General features: G+C 70.7%; 13 protein-coding genes. 11 read left to right on the top strand and 2 right to left on the bottom strand.

All coding sequences use genetic code 11. The features are described 5' to 3' along the window. The first annotated feature begins 263 nt into the window (after positions 1-263). The 4 genes from tsaB (at position 264) to ACQY9S_RS18180 (ending at position 4876) form a co-directional block, all read left to right on the top strand. Entirely contained in the window at positions 264-1004 is a 741-nt protein-coding gene (gene tsaB / locus ACQY9S_RS18165) for a tRNA (adenosine(37)-N6)-threonylcarbamoyltransferase complex dimerization subunit type 1 TsaB (protein ID WP_428421623.1), read from the top strand. Further along, positions 1001-1495, top strand: coding sequence for a ribosomal protein S18-alanine N-acetyltransferase (gene rimI, locus ACQY9S_RS18170; RefSeq protein ID WP_428421624.1), 495 nt, complete (start codon positions 1001-1003; stop codon positions 1493-1495). Before tsaB ends, rimI begins: the two co-directional genes overlap by 4 nt. Further along, positions 1482-2324: a uracil-DNA glycosylase gene (locus tag ACQY9S_RS18175; protein ID WP_428421626.1), complete on the top strand. Its 843-nt coding sequence runs from the start codon at positions 1482-1484 to the stop codon at positions 2322-2324. The genes rimI and ACQY9S_RS18175 overlap by 14 nt, the downstream gene beginning before the upstream one ends. A 128-nt stretch (positions 2325-2452) precedes the next feature. Continuing rightward, the gene (locus ACQY9S_RS18180; RefSeq protein ID WP_428421628.1) at positions 2453-4876 is read left to right on the top strand and encodes a sensor domain-containing protein; all 2424 of its coding nucleotides are present in this window, start codon (positions 2453-2455) and stop codon (positions 4874-4876) included. Between the two features lie 242 nt (positions 4877-5118). On the opposite strand, the gene ACQY9S_RS18185 is transcribed toward ACQY9S_RS18180, so the two are convergent. Beyond that, positions 5119-6219, bottom strand: coding sequence for a magnesium transporter CorA family protein (locus ACQY9S_RS18185; protein WP_428421630.1), 1101 nt, complete (start codon positions 6217-6219; stop codon positions 5119-5121). 7 nt (positions 6220-6226) lie between these two features. After that, positions 6227-7234 (bottom strand): porphobilinogen synthase, encoded by a 1008-nt coding sequence (gene hemB, locus ACQY9S_RS18190; protein WP_428421631.1) that lies wholly within the window; start codon positions 7232-7234, stop codon positions 6227-6229. A gap of 335 nt (positions 7235-7569) precedes the next feature. Here hemB and ACQY9S_RS18195 point away from each other — a divergent pair, with 335 nt between their 5' ends. The 7 genes from ACQY9S_RS18195 (at position 7570) to ACQY9S_RS18225 (ending at position 12671) form a co-directional block, all read left to right on the top strand. Next, positions 7570-7998 carry a CopD family protein gene (locus ACQY9S_RS18195; protein WP_428421633.1) on the top strand — a complete coding sequence of 143 codons (429 nt, stop codon included), beginning with the start codon at positions 7570-7572 and terminating at the stop codon, positions 7996-7998. Positions 7999-8026: 28 nt separating this feature from the next. After that, positions 8027-9130 (top strand): VanZ family protein, encoded by a 1104-nt coding sequence (locus ACQY9S_RS18200; protein WP_428421635.1) that lies wholly within the window; start codon positions 8027-8029, stop codon positions 9128-9130. A gap of 21 nt (positions 9131-9151) precedes the next feature. Then, positions 9152-9475: a (2Fe-2S) ferredoxin domain-containing protein gene (locus ACQY9S_RS18205; RefSeq protein ID WP_428421637.1), complete on the top strand. Its 324-nt coding sequence runs from the start codon at positions 9152-9154 to the stop codon at positions 9473-9475. Between the two features lie 36 nt (positions 9476-9511). After that, a complete protein-coding gene (locus tag ACQY9S_RS18210; RefSeq protein ID WP_428421638.1) occupies positions 9512-10138 on the top strand; it encodes an alpha/beta hydrolase in 627 nt (208 codons plus the stop codon). Between the two features lie 42 nt (positions 10139-10180). Beyond that, positions 10181-11335 (top strand): D-alanyl-D-alanine carboxypeptidase family protein, encoded by a 1155-nt coding sequence (locus ACQY9S_RS18215; protein ID WP_428421640.1) that lies wholly within the window; start codon positions 10181-10183, stop codon positions 11333-11335. Positions 11336-11389: 54 nt separating this feature from the next. Beyond that, the gene (locus ACQY9S_RS18220; protein WP_428421642.1) at positions 11390-12301 is read left to right on the top strand and encodes an aminotransferase class IV; all 912 of its coding nucleotides are present in this window, start codon (positions 11390-11392) and stop codon (positions 12299-12301) included. A gap of 94 nt (positions 12302-12395) precedes the next feature. Beyond that, positions 12396-12671 (top strand): DUF493 family protein, encoded by a 276-nt coding sequence (locus ACQY9S_RS18225; RefSeq protein ID WP_428421643.1) that lies wholly within the window; start codon positions 12396-12398, stop codon positions 12669-12671. The last annotated feature ends 4 nt before the right edge of the window (positions 12672-12675 follow it).

The following is a 12675-nucleotide window of genomic DNA, read 5'->3' on the forward strand; positions in this document are numbered from 1 at the left end:
GCGGGTGCGTCGTGGCCGGCGGCCGCGCCGCCGCTACACTGAGGCATGGACTCCCGACCCAGCCCGCTGTCTGGCCCGCGGGCCACCGGAGTTGACCGGGTCCGCGCGGCCCCACCGCGCGCCAGGCCGTCATGGCTCGCCGCGGCCCACGCGTCGGCCCGCCCGGCCCACGCCCCGCTCGTCACGACCCTGCAGTGCCGCGTCGTCGGCCTGCCGTGCGCTCTGGGCGTGGCGGACCCTGTGTCGTCAACCGGAGCCCGTGCATGACGCCCCGCCTGCTGGTGCTCGACGCCGCCACCGAGACGCTGCACCTCGGTCTGTGCCGCGGCGATCGGGCCTGGGTGCGTGCGCTGCCGGGCGGGGCGCTGGCCTCGAGCGCCCTGCTGCCGGCGCTGATGGCGCTGCTGGCCGAGGCGCGGCTCGGCTTGCGCGATCTCGACGCCATCGGCTGCGGGCGCGGCCCCGGCGCCTTCACCGGCGTGCGCGCCGCCTGCGCCGTGACCCAGGGGCTGGCCTTTGGCGCCGGTCGGCCGGTCCTGATGCTCGACACGCTGATGGCGGTGGCCGAGGACGCGCGCCGCCAGGGCGCGGCCGACGAGCTCTGGGTGGCGGTCGATGCGCGCATGGGCGAGGCGTACGCAGCGCGCTACCGCTGGGCCGATACGGGCTGGACCGTGCTGGAGCCGCCAGCGCTGCGGGAGCCGGCTTCGCTGGCCGCACGCATCGCCGGCGAGGCCCGGCCGCAGCAGATCGCAGGCAGTTCGCTGCTCGCCCATGCCGGGGCCTGGGCAGGGCTGCCGGGCGCATCCTGGCCCGACAGCGCACCGCGCGCGGCCGCCCTGCTGGCGCTCGCCCGCGCGGCCTGGGCCCGCGGCGAGCAGGTCGACGCCGCCTGCGCGCTGCCGCTCTATGTGCGCGACCGGGTGGCGCAGACCACGGCCGAGCGGATGGCCCTGCGCCAGGCGCAAGTCACGGCACAGGCCCGCGGCAGGGAGCCGTCTTGAACGCCGTCCTGCAGCCGCAGCCGCGCACGCTGAGCGCCTTGGTCGAGCGGGATTTCGATGCCGTGATGGCGATCGAGCAGGCGATCTTCGATTTCCCGTGGTCGCACGGCAATTTCCTGGACTCCCTGCGGGCCGGCTATCCGGCGCAGGTGCTGCGCACGCCGCAGGACGGGATGGTCGGCTACTTCGTCGCGATGCTCGGCGTCGACGAACTGCATCTGCTCAACCTGAGTGTCGCGCCGGCGATGCAGGGACGCGGTCACGCACGCTACATGCTCGACGAGTTGCGCGCGATCGCGCGGACACACCGCGCCTCGCAACTGTGGCTCGAGGTGAGGATCTCGAACCTGCGCGCCCGCTCGCTGTACGAGCGCTACGGCTTTCGCAACATCGGCCTGCGCCGCGGCTACTACCCGGCGCGTGGACGGCAGCGCGAAGACGCCGTGGTGATGAGCCTGCAGATTCCGGAGGTGGTGCATGGCCTGGGATGAGCGGCAGACGCGGATGCTCGCGGAGATGGGGATACGGCTGTGGCCGTCTCCCCACTCCGGCGAGCACCGCGCTGCCGTTCCGGCTGACGTGGCGCCCCCCTCTACCCGCCCCGCCGAGCGGGTGGGCGGCGAGGCGCCCGCCTCGCAGGACCCGACGGCCGGCCCGGTGGCCCGGGCATCTGGCAGCGATGTGCCGGCACGGGAGGCCGTTGCGGCCGATCGGGGCGCTCGGCCGGTGGGGGTCCAGACGATGGACTGGACCGCGCTGCGCGCCGCGGTCGCCGACTGCACTGCCTGCGCGCTGAGCCGAGGCCGCACGAACACCGTGTTCGGCGTCGGCCACGAGCAGGCGCACTGGATGGTGGTCGGCGAAGCGCCGGGCGAACAGGAAGACCGCCTGGGCGAGCCCTTCGTCGGCAAGGCCGGCCAGCTGCTCGACAACATGCTGCGTGCGCTCGGCCTGACGCGCCGGGTCGACAACGCCGACGCCCGGCCCGAGCAGCAGGTCTTCATTGCCAACGTGCTGAAGTGCCGCCCGCCGATGAACCGCAACCCCCTGCCGGACGAGGTGGCGCAATGCGCGCCCTACCTCGCCCGCCAGGTGGCCCTGGTGCAGCCCCGGCTGATCCTGGCGATGGGGCGCTTCGCGGTGCAGTCGCTGCTGCGCACCAGCGAGCCGATCGGCCGCCTGCGCGGTCGTGTCCATCACTACCAGGGCGTGCCGACCATCGTGACCTATCACCCGGCGTATCTGCTGCGCAACCCGGCCGACAAGGCGCGTGCGTGGGACGACCTGTGCCTGGCGCGCGAGGTGATGGGTCGCGCCTAGGTGCCTGTCCGGCGCCGGCGTGAGCCGGTCCGTCGAGTCGCCAGGCGCCAGTGCGCCGCCGCAGGGTTCGGCCGCATCGACCCGCCGAGCAGCACCCCCTATGATGGTTCGCCGCGCCTCCCGAACCAATGTCCGCCCTCCCGCTTGCGCACACCGACGAGCTGTCCCTCTGGGACGCTTTGCCGAGTCCGGTGCTGCTGCTCACACGGGACGGCCTGACGCGCCGGGTCAATCGGGCCTTCAGCGCGCTCACCGGCTTGTCCGCGGTGGCGGCGCAGGGTGCGGGCTGGCAGCGGGTGTTCCCCGACGGCTCGCGCGGCGGCCTGCTCGCGGCCCTGAAGCACGGCGACGGGTTTTCACTGCAGCTGAGCCTGCTGCGTGCGGTCGGGGCGGCATCCGACCTGCCGCGCGAGGCCTGGATCGACTGCGCCGCACAGTGGCACGCACCGCTCGAGCTGTGGATCTGCGTCCTCCACGACACCTCGCAGGCCAAGCGCGCCGAACTCGCGGCCTGCTCGCAGGCCGAGCAGTTCCGGCTGCTGGCCAACAGCGTGCCGGCCCTGATCGCCTGCTACGACGCGCGCGAGCAACGCTGCCTGTTCGCGAACCAGCCCTATGCCCAGACCTTCGGGCAGGACGAGCAATCGATCATCGGCCTGCAGATCGCCCAGGTCATCGGCGAGGCCGCGGTGCGCCAGATCCAGCCGCAGCTCGACGCCGTCCTGCAGCAGCGCCGGGCCGTCGTCTACGAGCGGCGGCTCGCGCGGGCCGATGGCGACACGCAGTGGCTCGAGGTGCACCTGTTGCCACAGCTCGCGGCCGATGGCCGCGTGATCGCCTTCTTCGTGCTGATCTCCGACATCACCCGCCACCGGCTCGCCGAACAGGCGGTGCGCGAATCGGAGGAGCGGCTGGGCAAGTTCATGCAGGCGAGCGCCGAGGGCATCGTCTTTCACAAGGACGGTTTCATCACCGACGCCAACGCACCGGTCAGCGCGCTGGTCGGCTACGGCCTCGACGAGCTGCTGGGGCGCAAGACGCTGGACTTCGTCGCCCCCGACCAGGCGGGCAAGGTGGCCGCCGTGATCGTTTCCGGGCAGGAAACGGCCTACGAGAGTGCGCTGATCGACAAGTCGGGCCAGCGCATCCCGGTCGAATTCATCGTGCGCACCATGGTGCGCGGCGGCGAGCGGCTGCGCATGACCATCGTGCGCGACATCCGCGACCGCCACGCCGCGCAGGCGCACATCCATCACCTGGCGCACCACGACGCCCTGACCGGCCTGCCGAACCGCCTGGCCTTCATGTCCGAGATCGACCAGCTGATGGCGCGTGCCCGCGAGGCGTGCGAGCCGCTCGCGCTGCTGTTCATCGACCTCGACCACTTCAAGCGCGTCAACGACTCGCTCGGCCACCCGGCGGGCGACGCGCTGCTGCAGACGGTGGCGCAGCGCATCGGCGCCGTGCTGCGCGCCAGCGACGTGGTCGCGCGCTTCGGTGGCGACGAATTCATGGTGCTGCTCGGCGGCGGCCCGCGGCAGGAGGACGTGATCGACGTCGCACGCAAGCTGCTGGCGGCGATCGAGGTGCCGCTGCACGCCGAGGAAGGGCGGCCGATCTCGGTCACGCCCTCGATCGGCATCGCAATGTTCCCGGGCGACGGCCAGACGCCGGCCGAGCTGATCAAGCACGCCGACACCGCGATGTACCGCGCCAAGGCCCGCGGTCGCGCCACCTACCAGTTCTTCGACCCCGCGCTCGCCAGCAACGCCTATGCGGCGCTGGTGATGGAGGGCGAGCTGGCCCAGGCGCTGGAGCGCGGCGAGTTCGTGCTGCACTTCCAGCCGCAGGTGCGCGCCGGTGACGGCGTGCTGGTCGGCGCCGAGGCGCTGATCCGCTGGCAGCACCCCGAGCGCGGCTTGCTGTTGCCCGACCAGTTCATCCCGCTCGCCGAGCAGCAGCGCCTGATGCTGCCGATCGGCGACTGGGTGATGCGCGAGGCGGCGCGTGCCGCGCGGCGCTGGCACGACGAGGGCGTGTGCTCGGTGCCGGTGGCGGTGAACCTGTCGGCGATGCAGTTCCAGGCGCCCGATTTCGTCGCGACGGTGGCGCGCGCGCTGCAGGACGTCGGCCTGCCCGGACGGCTGCTCGAGCTCGAGCTGACCGAGCGCATGCTGATGGACGAACTGCCCGAGGTCGGCGGCAAGCTGGCACAGCTCAAGGCGCTGGGCATCCGTCTGTCGGTCGATGATTTCGGCACCGGCTACTCGTCGCTCGGTCACCTGAAGTCGCTGCCGATCGACAAGATGAAGATCGACCGCTCCTTCGTCGTCGATCTGCCCGAGGCACGCGGCTCGGTCGCGATCGCGCGCGCCATCATCCAGATGGCGCGCAGCCTCGACATCACCGTCATCGCCGAGGGCGTGGAGAACGAGTCCCAGCGCATTTTCCTCGCGCACGAGCTGTGCGACGAGCTGCAGGGCGAGGCGATCAGCCCTGCGCTGTCGCTGCGGGCCTTCGATATCTGGGCCGGCCGCGCCGCCGCGGGCTGATCCGGCATGCATCCAAACGCATCGGCTTGAAGCCCCAGGGCCAGGGCTCCTTGCGGCCTTCGGTGTCCTGCCCGGCTCGCCTCCTTACTTCACTCCACACAACGACCCGTCACAGCACTGCGCGGTACCTGCAGGCGGCTGGCCGGTGGACGCTTCGGGCGCCGGATGATTGATACGGGCGAACGCGACCGGGTATGAATGCCGACGCGGCCCCGGTCGCGCTCGGGAACGGGGCGCTCGCCTCAGCGACCGCGTTCGAGGTAGCGCTTGCGCCGGAAGTAGACGACCAGCCCGATCGCCAGCACGGCCATCAGCACGGTCGTGATCCAGATGCCGGTGCCGCTGTGCACCAGCGGCAGGAAATCGAAGTTCATGCCGAAGAAGCCGGTGATCAGGTTCAGCGGCATGAACACCGCGGTCAGCACGGTCAGCGTGCGCATGATCTCGTTGGTGCGGTTGCTCTGCGCCGAGAAATGCATCTGCACCGCGCCCTCCGCCGAGCTCTCGAGGCGGCGCACGTGGCTGAGCACGCGCTCGATGTGTTCGAGCACGTCGCGCGAGCGCACGCGCAGCAGCTCGCGCTCGCGTTTGGCGGCCGGCTCGGTTTCGTCGGGCCATTCGTCCAGCGCGTCGATCCACTCGGAGACCGCGCTGCGCTGGTCTTCGCAGGTGTCCTCCAGCAGGTGCAGCGCGTTGCGCGAGTCCAGCAGCACCTGCCAGTCGCTGAAGTGGCTGCGCGGGCGGAACAGCTCCTGCTGCAGGTAGCCGAGCTGGCGGGTCAGCAGGCGGCGCAGCTCCAGGTAGCTGTCGACCATGTGGTTGACCATGCGCAGCATCAGGTCGGCCGGACCGGCCGGCATGCGCACGCCCGCGGCGCGCGCATCGCTGCCCTGGCCCGCCTGCGCCAAGCGGTTCGCGAAGAACTCGCGCACCTGGCAGTCGGTCGGGTGCACGCTGAGCAGCACGCGGTCGAACAGCGCGAAGCCCACGGGGCTGGTGTCGATGGCTTCCAGCGCGCGCCTGGCGCTCGCCAGCGTGCCCTGCTGATCGTCGAGGAACAGGCCGCTGCTGCCGCTGCCGGCGGCGAGGCGGCGGAACACCATCACGTCGTACCAGGAGGTGTAGTCGAAGTGCGAGGGCAGCTGGTTGTTCAGCAGGTCGGAGACGTGCAGGTCGACCAGCTGCCCGCCGGTCCAGCGTTGCAGCGCGGCCTGCAGCACCGCCACGCCGACCTCGAACTCGCGCCGCGCACTGCCGATCCACAGGTAGCCGGTGGGCGGCAGCGTGTCGGGCAACGCGGTCAGCTCGGTGAACTGGTCCGCGCTGATGTGGAAGATCCGCATCCCGTCGTCACCGTGCGTTCAGCGTCCGTGCGGCCTCGAGCGCGAAATAGCTCAGCACGCCATCGGCCCCGGCGCGCTTGAAGGCCAGCAGCGACTCCATCATCACCGCGTCGCCGTCGAGCCAGCCATTGGCGGCGGCGGCCTTGAGCATCGCGTACTCGCCGCTCACCTGGTAGGCGAAGGTCGGCACGCGGAACTCGTCCTTCACGCGCCGCACGATGTCGAGGTAGGGCATGCCGGGCTTGACCATCACCATGTCGGCGCCTTCGGCGAGGTCCATCGCCACCTCGCGCAAGGCTTCGTCGGTATTGCCCGGGTCCATCTGGTAGACCTTCTTGTTGCTCTTGCCCAGGTTCCCGGCCGAGCCGACCGCGTCGCGGAAGGGGCCGTAGAAGGCGCTCGCGTACTTGGCGCTGTAGGCCATGATGCGGGTGTGGATCAGGCGCCGGGCCTCCAGCGCGTCGCGGATCGCGCCGATGCGCCCGTCCATCATGTCGCTCGGCGCCACGATGTCCACACCCGCCTCGGCCTGCACCAGCGCCTGCTGCGTCAGCACCGCGACCGTCTCGTCGTTGAGGATGTAGCCGGTGGCGTCGAGCAGGCCGTCCTGGCCGTGGGTGGTGAAAGGGTCGAGCGCCACGTCGGTCAGCAGGCCCAGTTCGGGGAAGCGGCGCTTCAACTCGCGCACGACGGTCGGCACCAGGCCTTCGGGGTTCATCGCCTCGCGGCCGTCCTCGGTCTTGCGCGCCGGGTCGATCACCGGGAACAGCGCCATCACCGGGATGCGCTCACGCACGCAGGCCTCGGCCACCGGCAGCAGGCGGTCCAGGCTCAGGCGCTGCACGCCGGGCATCGAGGCCACGTCCTGGGCCTGGTTGCTGCCTTCGAGCACGAACACCGGCAGGATCAGGTCCGATGCGGTGAGCGCGTGTTCGCGCACCAGCGCGCGGGTGAAATCGTCGCGGCGCAGGCGGCGCGCGCGCGTGGCGGGGAAGCGTTGGGGGAATGAACTCACGGGCGTGACCGGTGGGGGCGCGAGGCGCTGAAAGGGAGGCGGGACGAAGAGACCCCGAACCGCCAGTCTGCGCCGCGCATCTGACAGGAAATCGCAGGCCCTGCGCTGCTAAAATTGCCGCCGAATGATACGTCGCAAGGCGTTCATTCCCTGCTTCACCTCCCTGAGCAGGAGCCTGAACGTGTGACAGCGCCAGGCTTTCCAGCCCCGGCTTGCGCCGGGGCTTTTTTATGGCCTCCGCGGGCGCTTCGCGTTGCGAGCGGCCTGCGCCGCAGCGGCCTTCGGCCGCTGTCGGCGGGTGTTCGGCAGCGGGACTGCCGCCCATAATGCGGCCGATGCTCTGGATCAAAGCCTTTCACATCGTCTTCGTCGCGTGCTGGTTTGCGGGGCTGTTCTACCTGCCGCGGCTGCTGGTCAACCTCGCGATGGTGCCGGCCGACAGCCATGCCGAGCGCGAGCGGCTGCTGCTGATGGCGCACAAGCTCTACCGCTTCAGCACGCTGCTGATGGTCCCGGCGCTCGGCCTCGGCCTGTGGCTGTGGCTCGGCTATGGCATCGGTCGCGGGCCGGGCAACGGCTGGCTGCATGCGAAGCTCGCGCTGGTGGTCGGCGCGGTCGGCTACCACCACGCCTGCAAACGGCTGCTGCGCACCTTCGAGCTGCACACCAACCGCCGCAGTCACCGCTGGTTCCGCTTCTTCAACGAAGCGTCCGTGCTGGTCTTTGCCGCGATCGTCGTGCTGGTCGTCGTCAAGCCGTTCTAGGGCCTGTCAACGCTACGGGAGAGGGTGCATGGCGGGTCACCGCAGCAGCTCGGCCTGGCCCCTGGCGGCGGCCTGTGCCTGCCTGATGGTCTATGCCAGCCTGCATCCGTTCATCGGCTGGGAATGGCCGACGAACGTGGAAAGCTGGTGGCTGCTGCCGCTGCCCAAGCCGCGCGGCGTGAGCCAGTTCGACCTGGTCAGCAACCTGATGGCCTATGTGCCGCTCGGCGCCCTGCTGGTGGCCGGCTTGCTGCGTGGCGGTTGCCGGGTCTGGCTGGCCTGGGTCACCGCGGTCGTGGTGTCCAGCGGCCTGAGCTACACGCTCGAGACACTGCAGCACCTGTTGCCGCGGCGGGTGCCATCGATCATCGACTGGAGCCTGAACACCGCGGGCGCGGCGATCGGCGCGGTGCTGATGCTCGCGCTGCATGCGCTCGGGGTGCTCGGCCACTGGCAGCGCTGGCGCGAGCGCTGGTTGCTGCGCGACCGCGGCGCGGGGCTGACGTTGCTGCTGCTGTGGCCCTTCGGCCTGCTGTTCCCGCCGCCCTTGCCCTTCGGCCTCGGTCACGTGCTGGACCGTGCCCGCGATCTGCTTGCCGAAGGGCTGGAAGGCACGCCCTGGGAGGGCTGGCTCGATGCGGCGGCCTCGGCCAGCGAGCCCCTGGCGCCGGGCCTCGAACTGCTGGGTGTGGCGGCGGGTCTGCTGGCGCCCTGCCTGCTTGCTTACACGCTGACGCGGCCTGGCCCGCGCCGGCTGGTGCTGCTGGCCGGGGCCCTGTTGCTGGGCGCCGCCGCCACCACGCTGTCGACGGCGCTGAACTTCGGGCCCGAGCACGCACTGACGTGGCTGACGCCGCCCGTGCTGCCGGCCATCGGCGTGGCCGGCATCGTGGCGGTGCTGTTGGCGTGGCTGCCGGCGCGCGTCGTCGCCGCCGTGGCGCTGCTGGTCATCAGCTTCGGCGTCGCGCTGGTCAACATGGCGCCCGGCGATGCCTACTACGCCGCCAGCCTGCAGTCGTGGGAGCAGGGCCGCTTCATCCGCTTCCACGGCCTGTCGCAGTGGGTGGGCTGGCTGTGGCCGTGGGCGACACTCGCCTACCTGCTCGGTCGTGTCGCGGCGCGGGGTGAATAGCCTCAAACCTACAATTCGCCGATGAGCTACTACGAGCGCCACATCTTCTTCTGCCTCAACAAGCGCGACGGCGAGGCGGCCTGCGCAGACCACGATGCCGAGGCCGGCTTCGCCCGCTGCAAGTCGCAGGCGAAGGCCGCCGGCCTGATGGGGCCCGGCAAGCTGCGCGTCAACAAGGCCGGTTGCCTGGACCGCTGCGCCGGCGGGCCGGTGGCGGTGGTCTACCCCGAAGGCACCTGGTACACCTATGTGGATGCGCACGACATCGACGAGATCGTCGAATCCCACCTGAAGCACGGCCGCATCGTCGAGCGGCTGCTGCTGCCGCCCGATGTGGGCCGCTGACGCCACGGCGCACCGCCCCGATCGGTCGATGCCCCGATGAATGTCCAGACCCAGCGCCTGACGCTGAGCGGCTCCGCCGGCGCCATCGAATGCGCGCTCGATGCGCCGGCCGGCCCGGCGCGCGCGGTGCTGGTGATCTGCCACCCGCATCCCTTGCATGGCGGCACGATGGACAACAAGGTGGTGCAGACGCTCGCGCGCGCCGGCCTGCAGCTGGGCGCGCGCAGCGTGCGCTTCAACTTCCGCGGCGTCGGCGCGTCGGCCGGCGCCTGGGACGAGGGGCGCGGCGAACTCGACGACGCGCTGGCGGTCATTGCGGCGCAACGCGATCCGGCGCTGCCGCTGTGGCTGGCCGGCTTCTCGTTCGGCGGCTTCGTCGCGGCCAGTGCCGCGGCGCAGCTCGTCGGTGAGGCGCGGCCGCGCCGGCTCGCGCTCGTCGCCCCGTCGACGCTGAAGCAGCAGGTGCCCGCCGTCCCCGAGGAACTCAAGGCCGACACGCTGATCCTCCACGGCGAGGCCGACGACGTGGTGCCGCTGTCGGCCACCTTCGACTGGGCGCGCCCGCAGGGCCTGCCGGTCACGGTGATCCCCGGTGTCGGCCACTTCTTCCATGGGCAGCTCGCGCTGCTCAAGTCGCTGGTGGTGCGCGGCTGGTCCTCCTGACCGGCGCGCTGTCCGCTCCCGTTTCCCGTTGCAGAGACCCCGATGAAAAGACTGTTCGCTCTTCTGTTCGCTGCTGCCAGCGCTCTCACGGGCGTCGCGGCCCAGGCCCAGGCCGTGCAGCCGCCCGAGATCGCGGCCCGCTCCTACCTGCTGTTCGACGTGACCACCAACCAGGTGCTCGCCGCGAAGGACCCCGACAGCCCGATCGAGCCGGCCTCGCTGACCAAGCTGATGAGCGCCTACCTGGTGTTCCAGGCCCTGAAGGAAAAGAAGATCACGCTGACGCAGACGCTGCCGGTGTCCGAGCGCGCCTGGCGCACCGGCATGACCGGTGCGTCGCGCAGCTTCCTGCCGCTCAACAGCCAGATCACGGTCGACGACCTGCTCAAGGGCGAGATCGTGCAGAGCGGCAACGACGCCACCGTGGTGCTGGCCGAGGGCGTGGGCGGCTCGCTGGAGCAGTTCGTGGCGATGATGAACCGCCAGGCCCAGGCCTTCGGCCTCAAGGCCACCACCTTCAAGAACCCCGAAGGCCTGCCCGCTGCCGGGCACACCAGCACGGCGCGCGACCTGGCGGTGATCGCGACCCGGCTGGTGCAGGACTTCCCCGATTACCTGCGCTACTCGGTGATGCGCGAGTTCACGTTCAACAAGATCAAGCAGCCCAACCGCAACCTGCTGCTCTACCGCGACCCCTCGGTCGACGGCCTGAAGACCGGCTACACCGACGCCGCCGGCTACTGCATGATCACCACCGCCAAGCGCGACTTCCCGAACGGCCCGCGCCGGCTGATCAGCGTGGTGCTGGGCGCCGCGTCGATGGAGGGGCGTGCCAATGAAAGCCAGAAACTGCTCAACTGGGGCTACACCGCCTTCGACGCCATCAAGCTGTTCGACGCCAACCAGGCCGTCGTCAGCCCGCCGATCTGGAAGGGGGTCTCCAACACCGCCAAGCTCGGCAGCGCGAACGCCGTCTATGTCAGCGTGCCCAAGGGCGAGGGCGACAAGCTCAAGACCGACATCTCGCGCACCGATCCGCTGGTGGCGCCGCTTGCCCGGGGCCAGGTGGTCGGCAGCATCAAGGTGACGGCCGGCGGGGCGCCAGTCGCCGAGCTGCCGCTGACGGTGCTGGAGAACGTCGACAGCGCCGGCCTGCTGGGGCGCGCCTGGGATTCGCTGCGGCTCTGGATCAAATGACGCGGGCCGGATGAAACGCTTGTCGATTGCCGCCGACCGGCCTACGCTGCGGCCATGAACCTGCTGCCCAGTTCCGTGCCCGCGGGCGTTGCCGAGTCGCTGTGCTACCTGAACGGCGACTACACGCGGCTGGCGGACGCCAAGGTCAGCGTGCTCGACCGCGGCTTCATGTTCGGCGACGGCGTCTACGAAGTGCTGCCGGTCTATGCGCAGCGGCTGTTCCGTTTCGACGAGCACATGGCGCGGCTGGAGCGCAGCCTGGCCAAGCTGCGCATCGCCGCGCCGCACACCCGCGAGGAGTGGCTGGTGCGCATGCGCAGGCTGGTGGCCGCCCAGCACGAGCACAGCGGCGCGGCAGACCAGCTCGTCTACCTGCAGGTCACGCGCGGCGTGGCGCTGCGCGAGCACACGATGCCGGCCGACATCGCGCCCACGGTCTTCATGATGAGCAGCCCGGCGAAGCCGCCGACGCCCGAGCAGCGCCATGCCGGCGTGGCCTGCATCAGCGCGCGCGACTTCCGCTGGGAGCGCGGCGACATCAAGAGCATTTCACTGCTCGGCAACGTGCTGGCACGGCAGATGTCGGCCGACAAGGGAGCCGCCGAGACCATCCTGTTTCGCGACGGCTTCCTGACCGAGGCCGCGGCGTCCAACGTGTGGCTGGTGAAGGAGGGCGCGCTGATCGGCCCGCCGAAGAGCGAGCTGCTGCTCGAGGGCGTGCGGGTCGACCTGCTGGCGGAGTTGTGCGAGGAGTGCGGCATCGGCTACAGCCTGCGGCCGGTTGGCGAGGGCGAGGTTTTCTCGGCCGACGAGTTGCTGCTGAGTTCGGCGATGAAGGAAGTGCTGGCGGTCACCCGGCTCGACGGCGAGCTGGTCGGGCACGGCACGCTGCGCGGCAAGCCCGGGCCGGTGTACGCCCGGCTCCACGAGGCCTATCAAAGGGCCAAGCCGGTCCAGTCGATCTGAGCCGCAGCGCCTGAGGGGGTTTCACGGCTGCGGGACAATCCGTCCATCGCGGGCGCCGCAACGGCGTGCCCGCCAGACGCAGCGGCAGCAGACCATGAAGGCCATCCCTCCCGAGCAATCGCTGATCGAGTACCCGAGCGCCTTCCCGATCAAGGTGATGGGGTCCAACGCCGAGGGCTTCCTCGATGCGATGGTCGACATCGCGCTGCGGTTCGATCCGGCATTCGACGTGCAGACGGTCGAGGCGCGGCCGAGCAAGGGCAACAACTACCTCGGCCTGACCCTCACCGTCACCGCCACCAGCCGCGAGCAGCTCGACGAGCTCTACCGCACGCTGAGCACGCACCCGATGGTCAAGGTGGTGCTCTGAGCGC

This window comes from Methylibium sp. (assembly GCF_965279545.1).
Lineage (GTDB): Bacteria > Pseudomonadota > Gammaproteobacteria > Burkholderiales > Burkholderiaceae_C > Methylibium.